Source organism: Cellvibrio sp., assembly GCF_039207905.1.
Taxonomy (GTDB): domain Bacteria; phylum Pseudomonadota; class Gammaproteobacteria; order Pseudomonadales; family Cellvibrionaceae; genus Cellvibrio.
The window spans coordinates 24,770-42,236 of the sequence record NZ_JBCECX010000043.1; the positions used below are offsets into that span (position 1 = coordinate 24,770).

The 17,467-nt window shown below is 49.1% G+C and carries 16 protein-coding genes and 1 tRNA gene; 12 read left to right on the forward strand and 5 right to left on the reverse strand.

Going from position 1 to position 17,467, the window contains the following annotated elements:
* Positions 1-67: 67 nt before the first annotated feature.
* Positions 68-730 (reverse strand): response regulator, encoded by a 663-nt coding sequence (locus tag AAGC78_RS19105; protein ID WP_435785705.1) that lies wholly within the window; start codon positions 728-730, stop codon positions 68-70.
* The gene (locus AAGC78_RS19110; protein ID WP_435785706.1) at positions 727-2,259 is read right to left on the reverse strand and encodes an ATP-binding protein; all 1,533 of its coding nucleotides are present in this window, start codon (positions 2,257-2,259) and stop codon (positions 727-729) included. The genes AAGC78_RS19105 and AAGC78_RS19110 overlap by 4 nt, the downstream gene beginning before the upstream one ends.
* A gap of 245 nt (positions 2,260-2,504) precedes the next feature.
* On the opposite strand from AAGC78_RS19110, the gene grxD reads away from it, so the two are divergent.
* Entirely contained in the window at positions 2,505-2,822 is a 318-nt protein-coding gene (gene grxD / locus AAGC78_RS19115) for a Grx4 family monothiol glutaredoxin (RefSeq protein WP_435785707.1), read from the forward strand.
* Between the two features lie 48 nt (positions 2,823-2,870).
* Here the strand turns inward: grxD and AAGC78_RS19120 are convergent, their stop codons facing one another.
* Positions 2,871-3,185, reverse strand: coding sequence for a hypothetical protein (locus AAGC78_RS19120; RefSeq protein WP_435785708.1), 315 nt, complete (start codon positions 3,183-3,185; stop codon positions 2,871-2,873).
* Between the two features lie 188 nt (positions 3,186-3,373).
* Between AAGC78_RS19120 and corA the strand changes: the two genes are divergently transcribed.
* On the forward strand, positions 3,374-4,330 hold the full coding sequence (gene corA, locus AAGC78_RS19125) for a magnesium/cobalt transporter CorA (protein WP_435785709.1): 957 nt from the start codon (positions 3,374-3,376) through the stop codon (positions 4,328-4,330).
* 186 nt (positions 4,331-4,516) lie between these two features.
* Complete coding sequence (locus AAGC78_RS19130) at positions 4,517-5,608, forward strand: diguanylate cyclase (RefSeq protein ID WP_435785710.1); 1,092 nt, start codon at positions 4,517-4,519, stop codon at positions 5,606-5,608.
* 7 nt (positions 5,609-5,615) lie between these two features.
* Here AAGC78_RS19130 and AAGC78_RS19135 read toward each other — a convergent pair whose 3' ends face one another.
* The gene (locus tag AAGC78_RS19135) at positions 5,616-5,933 is read right to left on the reverse strand and encodes a hypothetical protein (RefSeq protein WP_435785711.1); all 318 of its coding nucleotides are present in this window, start codon (positions 5,931-5,933) and stop codon (positions 5,616-5,618) included.
* Positions 5,934-6,191: 258 nt separating this feature from the next.
* On the opposite strand from AAGC78_RS19135, the gene queE reads away from it, so the two are divergent.
* Positions 6,192-6,842, forward strand: coding sequence for a 7-carboxy-7-deazaguanine synthase QueE (gene queE / locus AAGC78_RS19140; RefSeq protein WP_435785712.1), 651 nt, complete (start codon positions 6,192-6,194; stop codon positions 6,840-6,842).
* Positions 6,843-6,919: 77 nt separating this feature from the next.
* Positions 6,920-7,597, forward strand: coding sequence for a 7-cyano-7-deazaguanine synthase QueC (queC, locus tag AAGC78_RS19145; protein WP_435785713.1), 678 nt, complete (start codon positions 6,920-6,922; stop codon positions 7,595-7,597).
* 23 nt (positions 7,598-7,620) lie between these two features.
* On the opposite strand, the gene AAGC78_RS19150 is transcribed toward queC, so the two are convergent.
* Positions 7,621-11,439, reverse strand: coding sequence for an EAL domain-containing protein (locus AAGC78_RS19150; RefSeq protein WP_435785714.1), 3,819 nt, complete (start codon positions 11,437-11,439; stop codon positions 7,621-7,623).
* Between the two features lie 380 nt (positions 11,440-11,819).
* Between AAGC78_RS19150 and AAGC78_RS19155 the strand changes: the two genes are divergently transcribed.
* From AAGC78_RS19155 to AAGC78_RS19185, 7 genes are all read left to right on the forward strand, one after another.
* A tRNA-Lys gene (locus AAGC78_RS19155) sits at positions 11,820-11,895 on the forward strand.
* A 176-nt stretch (positions 11,896-12,071) separates the two neighbouring features.
* Entirely contained in the window at positions 12,072-13,127 is a 1,056-nt protein-coding gene (gene nadA, locus AAGC78_RS19160; protein WP_435785715.1) for a quinolinate synthase NadA, read from the forward strand.
* A 134-nt stretch (positions 13,128-13,261) separates the two neighbouring features.
* The gene (gene dapA / locus AAGC78_RS19165) at positions 13,262-14,134 is read left to right on the forward strand and encodes a 4-hydroxy-tetrahydrodipicolinate synthase (RefSeq protein ID WP_435785716.1); all 873 of its coding nucleotides are present in this window, start codon (positions 13,262-13,264) and stop codon (positions 14,132-14,134) included.
* Between the two features lie 36 nt (positions 14,135-14,170).
* A complete protein-coding gene (bamC, locus tag AAGC78_RS19170; RefSeq protein WP_435785717.1) occupies positions 14,171-15,385 on the forward strand; it encodes an outer membrane protein assembly factor BamC in 1,215 nt (404 codons plus the stop codon).
* Positions 15,386-16,156, forward strand: a complete 771-nt coding sequence (locus tag AAGC78_RS19175; RefSeq protein ID WP_435785718.1) for an MBL fold metallo-hydrolase — start codon at positions 15,386-15,388, stop codon at positions 16,154-16,156.
* 71 nt (positions 16,157-16,227) lie between these two features.
* Positions 16,228-16,938 (forward strand): phosphoribosylaminoimidazolesuccinocarboxamide synthase, encoded by a 711-nt coding sequence (purC, locus tag AAGC78_RS19180; RefSeq protein WP_435785719.1) that lies wholly within the window; start codon positions 16,228-16,230, stop codon positions 16,936-16,938.
* A 132-nt stretch (positions 16,939-17,070) separates the two neighbouring features.
* Positions 17,071-17,346 (forward strand): PilZ domain-containing protein, encoded by a 276-nt coding sequence (locus tag AAGC78_RS19185; protein ID WP_435785720.1) that lies wholly within the window; start codon positions 17,071-17,073, stop codon positions 17,344-17,346.
* The last annotated feature ends 121 nt before the right edge of the window (positions 17,347-17,467 follow it).

Sequence of the window (17,467 nt, forward strand, 5' to 3'; positions counted from 1 at the left end):
AGGGTGGTTTTGCAGGATGTTGCGCTGTTATTAAATGCCTTCCCTGGCATTGCGTTGCCTATAGTGATCAGGAAATTTGCAGGCGGTAACCTACACCGTAAACTGAATGAATAATGTCTTCATTGCAAATCGGCTGTAATTTTTTGCGCAATTTAGTGATGTGGGAATCCATGGTTCTATCACTCACCACGCGGTGATCGGTGTAGGCATTTTTTAATAAAAGATCGCGCGATATAACTCGCTGTTTATTGAGCAGCAGTGTTTCCAGAATGCGGAATTCAATGCTGGTTAATTCAACACACTGATCGCCGACACAGGCGTATTGACGTTCTTTATCCAGACGTAAACCTTCATCGCCTGCTTCTTCGTTTTTGTTGCTGCGACGCAACACCGCTTTTACCCGTGCGACCACTTCGCGCGGACTAAAGGGTTTGCAAATATAATCGTCGGCACCCAATTCCAAGCCGATCAGACGATCAATTTCTTCAACCTTGGCGGTGGTCATAATAATCGGCACCTGCGAAGTCTTGCGTACTTCCTGGCAAATGCTTAAGCCATCGCGTTTGGGGAGCATTAAATCGAGCAATACCAAATCCCATTTTTCGGTCAGGATTTTTTGCAGGGCTTCTTCACCATCGCTCACTAATGTGGCAGTAAAGTTTTCGCTGATCAGATAATCTTGCAGGATTTCCCCGAGATCGACTTCATCTTCAACAATTAAAATATTCATGCAGATTCCTGTAGTGGTAAATAAACGGAAATTTTCAGGCCGCCCAAATCGCTATTCTCGATGGTGATACGTCCACCATGTGCATCGACTATGTTGCGGCAAATACTTAATCCTAAACCGGCGCCGCCAGTCTCGCGGCTGCGCGATGATTCCGCGCGGTATAAACGTTCAAATAATTTTTCATGCAATTCCGGATCAACTCCCGGCGCTGAATCTTCGATCACAAAAATGGCTTGTTGTTCATCTACCCTTAGCTGCGCGTGAGTTTTTCCGGGCGCTTCTGTGTAGTTGATACTGTTATTGAATAAATTTAATAACAGTTGATGCAAACGTTCTGCATCTGCAAACAGGATGGTTGGTGTGGATGGCAATTGAATGTCCAGCTCCAAGCCTGATTGGTTGAGCTTGTCTTGTAAGGAAATACTTAATTCCCCGAGTAATTCGGCGATATCACACTCTTGTTTGCGATAGCTCATCGCACCTATATCGGTCAGCGATAGCTGGTATAAGTCATTCACCAAACTTGCAAGTCGGGTGGCGTGTTTTTGCAAACGTGCGATGGCTTTTGCATCAAATTTTCTTACGCCGTCTTCAAGTGCTTCCAAATCAGCTTTGAGTACAGCAAGTGGCGTGCGCAATTCGTGGGAAATATCGGCAACCCAACGTTTGCGTGACTCTTCGGTTTGGTTAAGCGTGTGCGCCAAATGATTGAGATGTTCGGCAAGCGTAGAAATTTCATCTTGCCCTTTGGTTGAGAGTCGCTGTTGATAATCGCCTTTGCTAAGCAGTTGTACATGTTGCGCCAGTTTTTTAACGCGCTGGGTTAGCAAGTACGACATAGGAATTGCACAGGCCAATGCGATTGCCAAGGCAACCATCGCCATGACTAAAAAATGATTTTGCTGGCGCTTGGCGAATTCGTTGTCGCGCAGATCGCGCAGCGCCGGGTTCATCGGTGTGCCCAGAAAGCCGGCTAACTTTTGTTTGCCATCTTCAGTGATATATAAGTCGCTGTAGAAATAAACTTCATTGCGCCATTTTTTTCCGCTGACCACTTTCTTTTTCTGGTTGAGCAAAATAAAACGCTTGTAGGGTTGATGCCGCAAAAAATCATCGGGCTGCGCGGCTTCGCGACGATCATCGCGGCGCGATTCCTGAGTGTCCCGGCGCATCAAAATAGGATTGCGATCATTGTCGTTGTCATCATTGTTAAAACGCGTATCCAATTCGGGCGGGAAGGGAAAGGGAATTGGGCGCTCGTTGCGTTGACGCACATTCACACTGTATTGCCACACAAATAATTCCCAATATTGCTGATTGGATTTAAATGCATCCCAATTGCCGTTGTAGGTGTAATGCCGCTCCAGCGCGCTGATTAAACGTGCATTGCGTGCAGCTTCTTTTTGCTCCATGTAATGGTTAAAGCCGCGCTCAAAACTCATGCGCGAAAATAAAAATAAACCGCCGGTAAGCAGCACAGCGAAACAGGCAAAGGCCAAAAATACTTGGATACGCAGATTAAACTTCACAGTCTTGAACAACCCTTAAACAGTTAAGTGATTACGGACTAACAGGTAACAGGATATGCAAAATCTACCTTTTGGCAATCGCACGCGATTGGCCTGCGGGGGCTGGCTGGGGTAAAATGGCAATACTTGAGCAAAATACTCGGATATGGATGATCTTATTCTGTTGACCTTATCCAAATTGACCCCATTTAGTCCTTTGTGTAGCCCTGTGTGAAGATCCCCTATTGAATATCGAGGTAGTAAAGATGGACGTGTTAGATACGATTAAACAACAAATCAGCGAAAACGACGTGATCCTGTATATGAAAGGTTCACCGAGCGCGCCGCAATGTGGTTTTTCCATGCGCGCATCGCAAGCCTTGATGGCCTGCGGCCAGCGTTTTGCTTATGTAGATATTTTGAGCAACCCGGACATCCGTTCTGAACTGCCCAAGTACGCCAACTGGCCAACTTTCCCACAGCTGTGGGTGAAGGGCGAGTTGATTGGCGGTTGCGATATCATCACCGAGATGAATGAGAAAGGTGAGTTGAAGCCGTTGATCGACGCCGCTGTTGCCGGCTAATTCCCGTGTGTGCCGATACCCGCTGGGAATCGGCACATCGTTGTTATTTTAGTTAGTTAGCACTAACAGCAATAAAATCCCCGCACCTATCACACTGATTGCACAGAGCGATAAGCCAATTAACCGCTGGCGGGCGCGCTGTTGTTCATCGCCCTCACTTTGCAGTTGGTGGGCACGCCAGGCGATCTCTTTGGACTTTACCAGTTTGGTGCGAATCTTTTGCAGTGCCAGGATATCCTGATCGATTTGCGCGTTGGAACCGTTATTGTCTGGATGGCTTCGCTCTTGTTCCAGCTTCTTTAATTGTTGGTCCAGCTGGGAGAGTTTGAGATCCAGCGCGGCGGACACCTGTCGAATTTGCATAATTATGGCTCTTAATGGGGCTGGTTAACCTTAGCAGAAGCCTTTCAATTTGTCCGTTTGAGGCTTTCCAAAGAACAATTTACCGTGAAAACTTAATAAAATAGGTTAAGTTTATTTGGCCTATGCTATAAAGCCGCCAAATCAGTGGGATCCACCGTAAACCTTGAAGCTGCAGGAGATAAACACTTATGTTGAGAATGTTTAAAATTCAAGGTAATACCCTGCGCGAAGACAAACAGCCGGACGAAAATACCCGGTTGGAGTTGGGCAATGCGCTCTGGATCGATGCTAACGAGCCCAGTGACGAGGAGCGTGAGGAGCTGAATACCTTCTTGCGCGCGGAGTTGCCTGAGTCTGACGATGTAGAGGAGATCGAATTCTCAGCGCGTTACTTTCAGGATAACGTCGGTATCCACGTTCACTCATTATTCCTCGCACCCGGCGAATCCGGTCGTCACAGTACCGCTACTGTGGCGTTCATCCTGCAAGAAAAACGGTTGATTACCGTGCGCGATGGCGACCTTGCTGACTTTCGTTTGCTGCGTATGCGCGCGCGTGCTGGTCAGGTGCAAGTGGCGTCATCCCAGGATTTGCTGGTCACTATGTTCGAGCAGAAAGTGGAAAATCTCGCCGATGCCCTCGAAGATATTCATCGCAAACTCGAAGAAGTCAGCCATATGGTGTTGGAGGATGCGGACGCCGAACTGGAAGATGCCATCGATCAACTCGCCAAGCTGGAAGACAGTAACGGAAAGATTCGCCTGTGTTTGATGGATACCCAGCGCTCGATTTCCTTCTTGCAGCGCCACCTGCGCGAAACCTTTGAATTGCAGGAAACGGCGCGTGAGATCAAGCGCGACGTGGACACATTGATGTCGCACACCGCCTTCCTGTTCGACAAAATCAACTTCTTGATGGACTCGACCCAGGGTTTCATCAATATTGAGCAGAACCAGATTATCAAGATTTTCTCCATCGCCGCCATGGTATTCCTGCCGCCGACGGTGGTTGCCAGTGCCTACGGGATGAACTTTGAGTTTATCCCGCACAGCCATTGGAAATACGGTTTTGCGGTTGCGGTGGCGCTGATGTTGTTGTCGGCGATCCTTCCTTATTGGTACTTCAAGCGTAAAGACTGGCTGTAAGGAATTATCTTTACATTAATCTGAAGCCGCCCGACTCACCCTGGGCGGCTTTTTTATTGCCATGGGTTTGTTGATGATATTTTTCTATTTACGCGTAAAAAGTATGCGCTCAGGCTTTATTTGGCGCCAAAATACTCTAATCTTAAGGCGTTTCCTCTCGTAGTTTTGTTGAACAGGCAATTGTGATTGATCAAGAGTAAAGATTCCCGGCGCGGCATCAGTTTTGTTAAGCGAGTTTATCCTGCGCGTACTTTGGGTATGGGCATGGGCGCGATGGCAATTGCTGCGGTGCTCTACACGCATCAGGTGCACTGGGGATACTGGGTGCTTTTGGTACTCAACGGTTTTGTCTGGCCGCATATCGCCTATCTGATTGCTATCCGTAGTAAAAATCCTTTTTTGGCTGAACATCGTCACCTACTTATAGATAGTGCGACCGGCGGTTTTTGGGTCGTCGCCATGAGTTTTAGTCCGCTCACCAGCTGCATGGTCATTATGATGATGTGGATGGACAACATTGCCGCTGGCGGCTTGAAGCTGTTTATCCGAAGTGTCGGAACCAGTCTGATTGGCCTGCTGGTAGGCCTATTGTTGATCGGCTTTCATCCCCGTTTGGAGATGAGTGACTGGTTAATTTATGCCTGTTTACCGATGCTGGTGGCTTATCCGCTGGCGATTGGTTCTATCACTTATCGTCTGGCTATCCAGCTCCATAAACAGAAAGAATTACTGCAGCAGTTGAGCCGTACCGATGGCCTGACCGGGCTGTTCAATCGCCATTACTGGGAGAGCCGGGTAAATGATTTGATTGCCCAGGCGCGCCGCCACCCGCAGCCGTTATCGATGGTGCTGCTGGATGTGGATCATTTCAAATCTATCAATGACACCCACGGGCATAGTGTGGGCGATCTGGTCTTGCAGCAAATTTCCCGTCAGCTACAAACCAATCTGCGCGGAGCTGAGTTGTTGGGGCGCTACGGTGGTGAGGAGTTCGCGCTGCTATTGCCTAATACCGGGCGAGAGGCGGCAGCGGCGACGGCAGAGCGTTTGCGCCAGGTGATTGCCCAAGCCTGTTTCTGTGAGCAGGATCTTGAGCATCAGCAGGCGTTGCGCTGCACAATCAGTTTGGGCGTGGCCACTTGGGAAAACGGGTTTACGGACTACGCTGGCTGGTTTCGCGCGGCAGATAATGCACTTTATGAGGCCAAGCGCCGCGGGCGCAATACTACGGTAGTACATGGAGTGAAGCGTAACGAAAAGGTTGCAGAACCCGCGTAATTGGCGGTTATTCCTCAACCCATTCCCAGCGCAGTGGTTGACCAAAATCATCGAGGATGACCTTTTTTCGCGGGCGCGGCTTTTTGGGTTTGAGTGCCAGTTGCGGCTTTTTACGTGCTTCGATTGCCGCGACAACCTCGGGCAACGGGGTGCGATCTTCCTGACTGGTACCGTCAAAAATACTGATCAATGGCCCGTTTGCATCGGGGCGACCACTCAAACCGCGCGGTACTTCGTTCACCTGCCCACCCTTATGCAGGAACTCCTGGACTTGTTGCTCCAGTTCCTGATGCATTTGGCGGCGGGTTTTGGTCGGTTTGATCATTGATTACAAAGCTGGTTGATAGTAGTAAAAAGGTAATTCTGACAAAAAGCGCGATCTGCCAGCATACCAGCGCTGGCGGCGACAGGGCAAATCGCTGGGCGGATTGCCTCGCATCGCGGGGCGCCTTTAGGTAAACTGCGCGTCTTTCAACCGCGCCTGCATTTCCAGCGCCCGGCATTAAGCATTAAGTGCGGCAATTTGAACCTGGTTTCAAGTCGTCGCTGTCCGATTTTCCTGGCTACACAACGTCCAATCCACATGACCCAAGCTAGTTTAAAAATTACCGAGATCTTCTATTCGCTGCAGGGCGAGTCCACAACTGTTGGTTTGCCGACAGTATTTGTGCGCCTTACTGGTTGCCCGCTACGCTGTGGTTATTGTGATTCCGAGTATGCATTTTATGGCGGTGAGCGTATGTCGCTCGATGCGATCCTCGCCAAAGTTGCCAGTTTTAATCCGCGCTATATTTGTGTGACCGGCGGTGAGCCGCTTGCCCAGCGTGAGTGCCTGACGCTGCTGACGGCGCTCTGCGATGTGGGATATAGCGTGTCGCTGGAAACCAGCGGTGCGCTGCCGGTCGATAACGTTGATCCGCGGGTGATTAAAGTTGTCGATTTGAAAACGCCCGGTTCAGGTGAGGTGGGGCGTAATCGCTGGGAAAATATTCCGCTGCTTAGACAGCAGGATCAAATCAAGTTTGTTATCTGTAATCGCGCTGATTACGAGTGGGCGCGTTTCAAATTGGACGAGCATCAACTCACTGAAAAAGTGTCGAATGTGCTGTTCTCGCCCGCGTTCGGTGATGTGACGCCGCTGGAATTGGCGGAGTGGATTCTTGCGGATAATCTTCCGGTGCGTTTCCAATTACAGCTGCACAAAATTCTTTGGAACGATGCTCCCGGTCATTAATGCTCTTGTTCATTGATAGCAGATTCTATTTTTTAGTTGCCTGTCTTTTTTAAATTTCATTTCTGTTGGTAGTGGTTATGTCGCAAAAAAAAGCCGTAGTACTCGTGTCGGGTGGCCTTGATTCCACCACAGTGTTGGCGATAGCGCGCAGTGAAGGTTATGCCTGTTATTCAATGAGTTTTGATTATGGCCAACGCCATCGCTCAGAATTGCTGGCGGCGGAGCGCACTGCAAAAGCCATGGGCGCAGTTGAGCATAAAGTGATTAAATTGGATTTGCGTTCAATTGGCGGTTCGGCGTTAACCGATGATGCGATTGATGTACCGGAAGAAGAAACCGGCGGAATTCCTGTTACTTATGTTCCAGCGCGGAACACCGTATTTTTATCGATTGCGTTGGGATGGGCTGAAGTGTTGGGTAGCGATGATATTTTTATCGGTGTTAATGCGGTGGATTTTTCTGGTTATCCCGATTGCCGCCCAGAATATATTGCCGCTTATGAAACTATGGCAAATCTCGCTACTCGTGCTGGTGCTGAAGGTAATAAGTTGCATATCCGCACTCCGCTGATCCATTTAAGCAAGGCGGAAATTGTGCAATTGGGCGTGAAGTTGGGAGTGGACTACGGTCTGACTGTTTCTTGCTACCAAGCGAACGACCAGGGCGAAGCCTGTGGTAAATGCGATAGCTGTCGTCTGCGCAAGCAAGGTTTTGTGCAAGCGGGGATTGCTGACCCTACCCATTATCAGGCTTGAGTTTGATTTCAGGTTTTTACTTTCTATAAATAATTCCGCTCTACCAATTGCTGTTCAAATTCAGCGACAGCTACCGGCCTGCCAAAAAAGTAACCCTGGAACATTGAACAACCGTTCTGTTCCAGGAAGTTTTTCTGCGCTTCTGTTTCAACGCCTTCCGCTATCACCTGCAAATTCATGTTTTGCGCCATCGCAATAATGGTGCGCGTGATAATTGCATCATTCGGATCAATCGCAATATCGCGTACAAAGGTTTGATCGATTTTTAATTGATCGAGCGGTAAACGCTTAAGATATGACAGTGAAGAATAGCCAATACCAAAGTCATCCATGGAAAAGCCGATGCCGGCATTTTGCAATTGCTGCATTTTTTCGATGCTTTGATCGACATTCTTTAACAGCGAACTTTCAGTTAGTTCAAGCTTCAACAATTTTGGATTGATGTTGTTCTCGCCAACAATGTGCAACACATCTTCCACAAAGTGAGATTGGTTAAATTGAATAGGGCTGACATTCACCGCCACACTTAAATGTGCAAATCCGGGTTTTTGGCTCCATGCGTGTAGCTGCTCACAAGCTTGGCGAATCACTTGTTTGCCAATCGAAATAATGAGTCCGGTTTGCTCTGCCACCGGAATAAATTCAGCGGGCGAGATCATGCCATTTTCGGGATGTTTCCAACGCAGCAATAATTCTGCGCCTATTGCTTTGCCGTTGCTGTCCGTTTGTACCTGATAGTAGGGGGCAAGTTGGTTGTGTGATTCGTAGGCGATACGCAAATCAGCTTCGATAGCGGCACGTTTTTCCAAATGCGATTGCATATCCGGGTCAAAAAAGCGGATCGCATTGCGGCCGCTGTCTTTGGCTTGATACATGGCAACATCGGCATGGCGTAACAAATCATCGATGGTACGTGTTTGGCCTTTAAATAAATTTACGCCAATACTAATCGTACAGTGAAAAACCGATTGCTGTAACGGGTAGGGTAGGTTGATCAAATCGTGCAATTCTTCTGCGCGCTTTTTCGCCTCCATCGCTGCGGTTTCGGCGTTATTGCCCAGATTATCAAACACCACCACAAACTCGTCGCCACCCAGGCGCGCGGCTAGATCGGTGGTGCGGATAATGCTGTTAATACGCTCAGCAACTTGCACCAACAATTGGTCGCCAATGTGATGGCCGCGTGTATCGTTCAGCAATTTGAAATGGTCGATATCGATAAACAGCAGCGCGCCGTGTTGATCAGTACGTGCGCTTTGTGCGGTTAATAATTTAAGGCGATCCTGCAGCATACGTCTGTTCGGCAGGCGGGTGAGTGGATCGAAAAATGCAAGGTTATAAATTTTTTCCTGATCTTGTGCGCGACGCAATTCACCGCCAATGCGATCAGCAAAAATAAGTAATAGCGAACTGATTTGCGGTGAAATAGGCAGCGGATGCTCGCCCAACAACACCAGAATACCAATCGGTTTCCCCTGCGCGTTTTTGATACCGACGCCCAGGTAACTATCAATGTTGTACTGGACTAGCAATTCGTCTTGCGGATATCGCTCGCGTGCACCGGTGCTCATAAAACACAGGTTTTCTTCCATTACATCATTGCACGGCGTACCCGCTAATGAGTAGCGGATATTGGGTTGCAGTTGCCCATCTTTTAAATAAGTGTGAGTGAATACTTCATTGGGATTTTCGGGGTCAATCAAGCTGATCACGGCGTGCTGTGCACCAATTGCATCAGACAGCGCATTGAGGATAGTGATAAAGAAATCTGATGCGGATGCTGCATCGGACGCGGCTGCAGCAAGCGCTAAATCTAACCCCTTACGCTCAGTAATATCCTGGATTGTTCCTTGCAAGATAGTGCTGTCATTGACCTCGATAGTGTCGCCTTGTAATTGCAGCCAAAATTTTTGCCCGTTAATTTCAATACGGGTTTCCAGCATTAACGGCTTGTGGTAACGCAGGCTGTCAGCAAGCGTGTTGAGCATCAGCTCGCGATCATCCGCATGAATAAAGAGGCTGACAAAATCATTCATCTTTGCATGTAAATATTCAGCAGGCAGCGCGAAGAGTTCACGCATGGATGTGCCGAAACTGTATTCATCTGAGTGTGGATTCCAACTCCAGTGCGCAACGCGCGCCATTACTTGCGCGCTTTCCAGACGCTGTTCACTTTGGCGCAGCGCATCTTCAATTAGTTTGCGTTCGCCCAGCTCCTGTTCAGCTTGCAGTAGCGCTTTGCGCTGTGGACCAAGGTCGATATCGAGGCAATACATTTCCTTGTGGTCGGGAGTGTCGATCAATACATGATTGGAATAGACCCAGACTTCACTGCCGTTTGCATGTTGTAATGCGAGTTCGCCGGAAGGAATGGCGATATCTTTTTCATGCCAGTCTTCAATGCCCTGATGCACTCCCTCGCGCATAAAACCGGGGATAATCAGGTCTTCCAGTTTTTTCCCCATTGCATCAGCGGCGGTGAAGCCATAGAGATCTTCACTGGCTTTGTTCCAGAAAATCACTTCATGGAAACGGTTGTAACCTTGTACGGCAATGTTGCGCGTGGTTTCAAAAATATTGCGGAAACGCTGTTCGTTTTCCAAGTCGGTTTGGTGAGTGTGAACACGTTTGGTGATGTCGCGTGCGAGGCAAATAAAACGGTCATCTTCGCGCCGAGCTCCACCTAATTTGGCGATAGAAAGCTCGTACCAAAAAGTGCTGTCGCCTTGGGTGATACGAATACTTTTGCCTTGGGATATGCCCCAATTATCGGCCTCACTTAATGCACTCATCCATACCGATACCGATGTGGAGGCGAGAGTTTCGGACAGGTTTTTGCCCAGCACATCGGCGGCAGAAAGCGTGTGATGCTCATTGGCGCCGTTAAAAGCAAGCACATGGCCTTGTCGATCAATTTCAAACAGTAAATCAGGAATCGCGTGCAAAACAGCTTCGAGATGCTTCTTTTGTTTTTCCTGTTCCTGGTTTGATTCGCCGAGTTGAAGCGTCGCGGTGGCAATTTCGGTGTGCGCTGCGGTGATCATCAAACCCAGGATTGTCATGCTGGCGGAATAAATCCATATCACCCAATAACTCACCTGTTGCGAGGGCAGTGAAAATGGACCGAGCTGGTTCACGGTTGACCAGATGGCGAGAAAGCTAAAACCAATCGTGGTAAATGCGCAGCCCAATAGACCGAATGAAAGTGCGGCCCAAGCAACGCAGACAAAACTGGTAAACACAATTGGTAAATGAATGTTGTTATCAAAATTGTTGAGCGGGAAACAACAGAGGCCAACGGCAAAGCTCACTGCTGCGACGACAAAAAAATCCAATTTGCGGTTCAATACTTTATCAAGGCTGGCGCGGTTGAAATTGACGAGCAAAGGCGTTGCGAGGAATACGCCGAGGCTATCGCCCATCCACCAAATCAGAGCGGTGTATAAACCTTCTTCCAGAGAGCCCTTGTTGTAATGATTGAGTGCAAAACCGCCGATGCCGGCGGATATCAGCATCCCCAGTGCGCCGAGTAATAGGAAGCTTATGGTGTTGGCGCGGTCGAGTTGGGTGATATTGCAGTGCGCGCGTCGCAGCAACCAGATTACAAAAAGTGGTGAAAGCGTATTGCCTGCCGCAAGTAAGAGATTAATCGGCAGTGTTGCGCCGCTGTAAATCTGTATGCTCAAGGCTGCTGCAAAAACAGCGGGCCACAAACGCGGCGACCAGCGATAAAACGCCGCTAGCGCAATACCACTGGGTAACCAGAAAAGGGTAACGCGGTCGCTTTCAAACGGCACGCATATGCCTAACCAGCCGGTGAGGCTGTAGGCCAGAAATACCATCAGAAATTGAGCGAGCCTGAGTGATGTGGGCTTCGAAATTCCTTCCGCGGGTGAGGCAAAAAGCATGCGTCGGTCTCATTATCGACTAGGACAATCAATCCTATAACTATTCCAGTACAACACTTCTGAGCCTGGGTACCTCATCAGGTATTAAGAAGCACTCTAAGAATAGGTTAGATTTGACGCCGTCGTCGTGAAAGTTTTTTCCTTCCGCAAAATCCGTAATACCCGCTCCGTGGGCCATGGGTTATGTGTTGATAAAGTTAACAAAAAGGCTCTTTAATAACCAATTATTCTTTGTGGAATAATCAATGTGCTTTATTTCGCAAAAAAGGCTTGTTTTTTCAGGCTGAAACATTATTATACGCGCCTCGCATTTAGGGTCGTTAGCTCAGTCGGTAGAGCAGTTGGCTTTTAACCAATTGGTCGCTGGTTCGAATCCAGCACGACCCACCATATTTTGTAGTGAATTGAAAAAGGGCGCTTATTAAAGCGCCCTTTTTTATTGGGCGAAATTAGCATCGATTCAGTATTGGGGTTTTATTTAACCGCCAATCCCGATGCGGCTCTGTGATAAAATTGCGTGCATATTTCCGCTCGCGACTGCGAGTGAGCTTGAGTGAGGCGATTACATGTCTGAATTTTTGAATCTGGCTGCGCGCGATACCGCCGCTGAAGATCTCGTCAAACAACATCTTGCCCGTGTGTGGAGTGCCCCCCAATACACGCCTGAGCAAGAGGCTGACTACAAAGCCCGCATTAAATCCCTGCTCAAGCAGCACAACGCGGTGTTGGTTGCCCACTATTACACTGACCCCCTGATTCAAGCTTTGGCGGAAGAAACCGGTGGCTGTGTTTCCGATTCGTTGGAGATGGCGCGTTTCGGCAAAAATCACTCTGCCGATACCCTGATCGTGGCCGGCGTAAAGTTCATGGGTGAGACCGCCAAAATCCTCACACCAGAAAAGCGCGTACTTATGCCAACCCTTGAAGCGACTTGTTCGCTGGATCTGGGTTGCCCTATCGATGAATTCTCGGCTTTCTGCGATCAGCATCCTGACCGCACTGTGGTGGTTTACGCTAATACCTCTGCCGCCGTAAAAGCGCGTGCGGATTGGGTGGTGACCTCCAGTATCGCGTTGGATGTGGTCGATTACCTCGATCGCCAAGGCAAAAAAATCCTCTGGGCACCGGACAAACACCTCGGCGCTTATGTGCAGCAAAAAACCGGCGCTGATGTCCTTTTGTGGGACGGTGCTTGTATCGTTCACGAAGAGTTCAAAGCGAAAGGGGTTGAGGATCTTAAAATTCTGTACCCGGATGCTGCTGTTCTTGTGCACCCGGAATCGCCCAAATCAGTGGTTGATTTGGCAGATGTGGTGGGTTCCACCTCGCAGCTGATCAAGGCTGCGCAAACCCTGCCAAACCGCGAGTTTATCGTGGCGACTGACCAGGGCATTTTCTACAAGATGCAGCAGGTCAATCCCGATAAGATTTTCCATATCGCGCCTACTGCGGGTAGCGGTGCAACCTGTCGTTCATGCGCCAACTGCCCTTGGATGGCGATGAATGTATTGGACAATTTGGCGACCGTTTTTGAGCAGAGCGATAACGAAATCCATGTCGATCCCGAGTTGGGCAGGCGGGCGATGATTCCGCTGCAGCGCATGCTCGATTTTAAAAAATAAGTATTCGCTAACTCTTGATGGTGTTTTGCTTGTTTCGTCTGGCCCCACTCAGTACCATGGCGCCTTTCGTTATTTGATCGCCCTAATTTCCCAACTTTTATCGCTACTTATTTCGCTAGCTAATGGAGCTCTAGATGATTCAAGGCAGTATGGTTGCCCTGGTTACCCCGATGAATGCCGACAATTCCCTCGATTGGGCTGCGCTGCATAAGTTGGTGGACTGGCATCTTGAGCAGGGTACACATGCCATAGTGGCTGTGGGTACCACTGGTGAGTCGGCAACCCTGAATGTGAATGAGCATTTGGCGGTTATTAAAAAAGTGGTCGATCAAGTTAATGGCCGTATTCCGGTGATCGCCGGTACCGGTGCTAACTCTACCTCTGAAGCAGTTGAGCTAACCCAAGCCGCAAAAGATGCGGGCGTTGATGCCTGTCTGCTTGTGACTCCTTACTACAACAAACCGACTCAGGAAGGTTTGTTTTTGCACCATGCTCATATTGCCCAAGCGGTTGCGATCCCGCAGTTCCTGTACAACGTACCTGGTCGTACCGGTGTTGATATGAAACCGGAAACAGCACTGCGCCTTGCCAAAGTGGCAAATATTATCGGCATTAAAGAAGCTACTGGTGACCTTGAGCGCGCTAAATTGTTGATTGATCAGGCTCCAGCCGACTTCGCTATCATCTCTGGCGACGACGCAACTGCAGTCGATTTAATTCTTTTAGGGGGCAAAGGGGATATTTCTGTCACGGCGAATGTCGTACCTGCGGCCATTGCACGTATGTGTGAATTGGCGCTGGCTGGTAATGCGGCGGAAGCGCGTGCGATTAATGAGCGTTTGCTGCCTCTGCATACCGGCATGTTTGTTGAATCCAATCCGATCCCGGTGAAATGGGCAGTGGAACAATTGGGTTTGATTCAATCGGGAATTCGCCTGCCGCTGACGCGTTTGTCGGAGCAGTATCACCAACAGGTTAAAACAGCGATGCAAGCTGCCGGTATTTAATCCACCGTCCTTTGCATGTTGTCGATGAGATGATTCATGAGTCCAATTAAAGCAATGACCATAACAACAACTCCTTTGCTGTCGATCAAGCGTCCTTTTTTGATGCTAATGGTTGCCAGCCTGACGGTTTCACTTTCTGGCTGCGGTATGTTTTTTGGCGAAAACGGCCCGTTCCGCAACCGCGAAGGTGATTATCTCAAAGCAGACAATATTCCTCCGCTGGTTTTACCGGCCGGTAAAAAATCGGAAACCATGGGTGAGCTTTACCCCATTCCGCCCATTACCGCGACTGACTTCGGTTTTGATCCAACTGCAGATGCTTATGAAGTTCCGCGTCCTATGCCGCTTTCGGCAAATTTGGAGCAGGAAAACGTCAAGATTCAGCGTGTAGGTGGCGAGAGCTGGATTCTGTTGAACGCCGCTCCGGGTGAAGTCTGGCCGCGTATTCGCAACTTCCTCAATGTGAATACTTTGGCGGTTAGCAAAGCCGATATCAGTAAAGGCATTATCGAGACCAGCTGGTTGCAATTCAAAACCGATTTGTCGACTTACGATCGCTACCGTTTGCAGATCGATCAGGGTGTACAACCTGAGACAACTGAAATCCATATCACCCACATGAGTGTGCCGGTTGCTGAAAAGCCCGCTGCTGATATGGGCTGGCCGCGTCGCTCGGTAAACCCTGAGCGCGAAAAATGGATGTTGGATGAATTGGCAGCGACTCTTGCAAGCGAAACCGCAGAAGGTGGCACCTCGCTGCTCGCGCAGACCATTGGTGGTTCGGTAAAAGCGAATCTGGGTGTGGCAGGTAATGAGCCGTTGATGACGATCAAACTGGATCGCCAGCGTACCTTTGCTACTTTGACCTACGCTGCCAAACAAGACGGTTTCACTACCTTTGAATCTGACACTGAAGCTGGTCTGTTCTATGTTCAATACATTGATCCGGAAGATGCCAAGCCGGGTTGGTTCAGACGTACTTTCCACATAGGTCTGAATCCAAAGCCACCTACCAGTAAGTATTCATTGGCACAAATCAGTACCAATATGCTGACCGGTGATGCATTCGAGAAGGCTCCGCGTTCAGATCGTGATGAAGAGAAAGTTCTGCCTGATGCACCTGGTTATCTGATTGTAGTAACCGGAACTGAAGGTAATTTTGTGGTGCGTGTCCGCGATCCTTACGGCAAGCGTTTGACCCCACACGAAGCACGTGAACTGCTGACAATATTGCGTAGAAACCTGATCTAAATGCAGGCTCCGCTCCGCTTTGCATCCTTGGGTAGTGGTAGCCGCGGCAACGCTACCTTGGTTGAGTGGAGCGCAGGCAGGCTGTTGATCGATTGCGGCTTTAGTGTACGCGAGGCGATCCAGCGGCTGGAGCGCTTGGGGTGCTGCGCTGAAGAGCTGACGGCGATATTAGTTACCCACGAGCATACTGATCACATCAAAGGTGTTGCTGCGCTCGCCCGGCGCTACAATTTGCCGGTGTATATGACTCCCGGCACTTACAACAGCCGCAATTTGGGTGAGCTGCCGGATCTGCGTTTGATCGAAGCCTATGCTCCATTTGTGTTGAATGATCTGCTGGTAACGCCGGTGGCGGTGCCGCACGATGCACGTGAGCCGACGCAGTTTGTATTTGAATATGCGGGCTTGCGTCTAGGTGTATTAACGGATCTGGGCAGTATTACCGCTCATGTGGAAGCCCATTTTCAGGATCTGGATGCAATGGTTCTGGAAGCGAACCATGATCCGGTGATGCTGGCTTCAGGTGCATATCCACCATCGTTAAAGCAGCGGGTGGGCGGGCTATGGGGACACTTGAGCAACCAGCAGGCGGCGGGATTTTTGCAACGCCTGAATTGTGCGCGTTTGCAGCATTTGGTGGTGGCACATATCAGCCAACAAAATAATTCGCTGGAGTTGGCGCAAGCCGCTTTGGCACCTGTCACGGCCGAGGTCAGACAAGTGACTTTTGCGTGTCAAAACCAGGGTTTTGACTGGTTATCGGTTTCCTGACTGTAGCTTCTAAAGTACAGCTTCTTAAAAATCTGTTTCATTATTTTTACTTTCGAATAGCAGGCCTATCAATGGAAAAGCGCGAACAACTCTACGCTGGCAAAGCCAAATCCATCTACAAAACTGACGATCCCGATCACGTGATCATGTTGTTCCGCAACGATACCTCAGCCTTTGATGGCAAGCGTATCGAGCAGCTTGATCGCAAAGGTATGGTGAACAACAAGTTCAACGCGTTCATCATGGGCAAATTGCAAGAAGCGGGCGTTCCTACCCACTTCGTGAAGCTGTTGTCGGATACTGAAGTGCTGGTTAAAACCATGCAGATGATTCCGGTAGAGTGCGTAGTGCGCAACCTTGCGGCCGGTTCTCTGGTGCGTCGTCTGGGCGTGCAAGAAGGTCTGGAACTTAATCCACCAACATTTGAACTCTTCCTGAAGAACGATGCATTGGGTGATCCAATGGTCAATGAGTCTCACGTGCAATCATTTGGTTGGGCGACTCCAGAACAGTTGGCGCGCATGAAAGAACTGACCTTCAAGATCAATGCGGTGCTGAAGGATTTGTTTGCATCAGGCAATATGCTGTTGGTGGATTTCAAAGTGGAATTCGGCCTGCACAAAGGCGAAGTCATTCTTGGGGACGAGTTCTCACCTGATGGCTGCCGTTTGTGGGATAAAGACACCCGTGAGAAATTGGATAAAGACCGTTTCCGTCAGAACCTCGGCAATGTTGTCGAGTCTTACGAGATGGTCGGCCAGCGCCTTGGATTGACCTTTTAATAGGTAGATCCGCGCAGGCAAAGGGGCTTTAGGCCCCTTTTTTATTGGTAGTGATTTTTAGCGATTAGTATCTATACTCAAGAAATGTGCTAATAGAGCCAAAACGGCTAATAAATTTATGGAGAGTTAACAGTGAACGAACGCCGTATATTTGAACGCACCTCAACCTCGGTGCGTGTTGAAATGTCCCACCCGAGTTTCGGTACGATTATCGGCTTCGCCAAAGATATTTCTGATGGTGGTGCACAGGTGCAGATTGAAAATCAGGTCTGCCCGCCAGTTGGAACTGAAGTGTCAGTGAAATTCAAAAAGGCCGTGGGGGCGATCAACGCAGAGCCAGTGCGTATGCGTGTCGTCCATCAATTGCGCAATACGATTGGTTTGATGTTTGTGCGGGGCGCTGTTTAAAGCGACCCCCGTTTTACTTATGCAATGCGCTTTAACCTGCGCATTGTTTGGGTAAGGTAATCTGTAGTTTTTGATTTTTCAGATTTTGTTGTAATTGATTCAGGTCATTACAGGTCATTTG

Excerpts from the sequence above, each read along its gene's own strand:
- AAGC78_RS19105 (WP_435785705.1), bottom strand. The coding sequence starts at position 730 with ATGAATATTTTAATTGTTGAAGATGAAGTCGATCTCGGGGAAATCCTG.
- grxD (WP_435785707.1), top strand. The coding sequence starts at position 2,505 with ATGGACGTGTTAGATACGATTAAACAACAAATCAGCGAAAACGACGTG.
- AAGC78_RS19120 (WP_435785708.1), bottom strand. The coding sequence starts at position 3,185 with ATGCAAATTCGACAGGTGTCCGCCGCGCTGGATCTCAAACTCTCCCAG.
- corA (WP_435785709.1), top strand. The coding sequence starts at position 3,374 with ATGTTGAGAATGTTTAAAATTCAAGGTAATACCCTGCGCGAAGACAAA.
- AAGC78_RS19135 (WP_435785711.1), bottom strand. The coding sequence starts at position 5,933 with ATGATCAAACCGACCAAAACCCGCCGCCAAATGCATCAGGAACTGGAG.
- queE (WP_435785712.1), top strand. The coding sequence starts at position 6,192 with ATGACCCAAGCTAGTTTAAAAATTACCGAGATCTTCTATTCGCTGCAG.
- queC (WP_435785713.1), top strand. The coding sequence starts at position 6,920 with ATGTCGCAAAAAAAAGCCGTAGTACTCGTGTCGGGTGGCCTTGATTCC.
- AAGC78_RS19150 (WP_435785714.1), bottom strand. The coding sequence starts at position 11,439 with ATGGTATTTCTGGCCTACAGCCTCACCGGCTGGTTAGGCATATGCGTG.
- nadA (WP_435785715.1), top strand. The coding sequence starts at position 12,072 with ATGTCTGAATTTTTGAATCTGGCTGCGCGCGATACCGCCGCTGAAGAT.
- dapA (WP_435785716.1), top strand. The coding sequence starts at position 13,262 with ATGATTCAAGGCAGTATGGTTGCCCTGGTTACCCCGATGAATGCCGAC.
- bamC (WP_435785717.1), top strand. The coding sequence starts at position 14,171 with ATGAGTCCAATTAAAGCAATGACCATAACAACAACTCCTTTGCTGTCG.
- AAGC78_RS19175 (WP_435785718.1), top strand. The coding sequence starts at position 15,386 with ATGCAGGCTCCGCTCCGCTTTGCATCCTTGGGTAGTGGTAGCCGCGGC.
- purC (WP_435785719.1), top strand. The coding sequence starts at position 16,228 with ATGGAAAAGCGCGAACAACTCTACGCTGGCAAAGCCAAATCCATCTAC.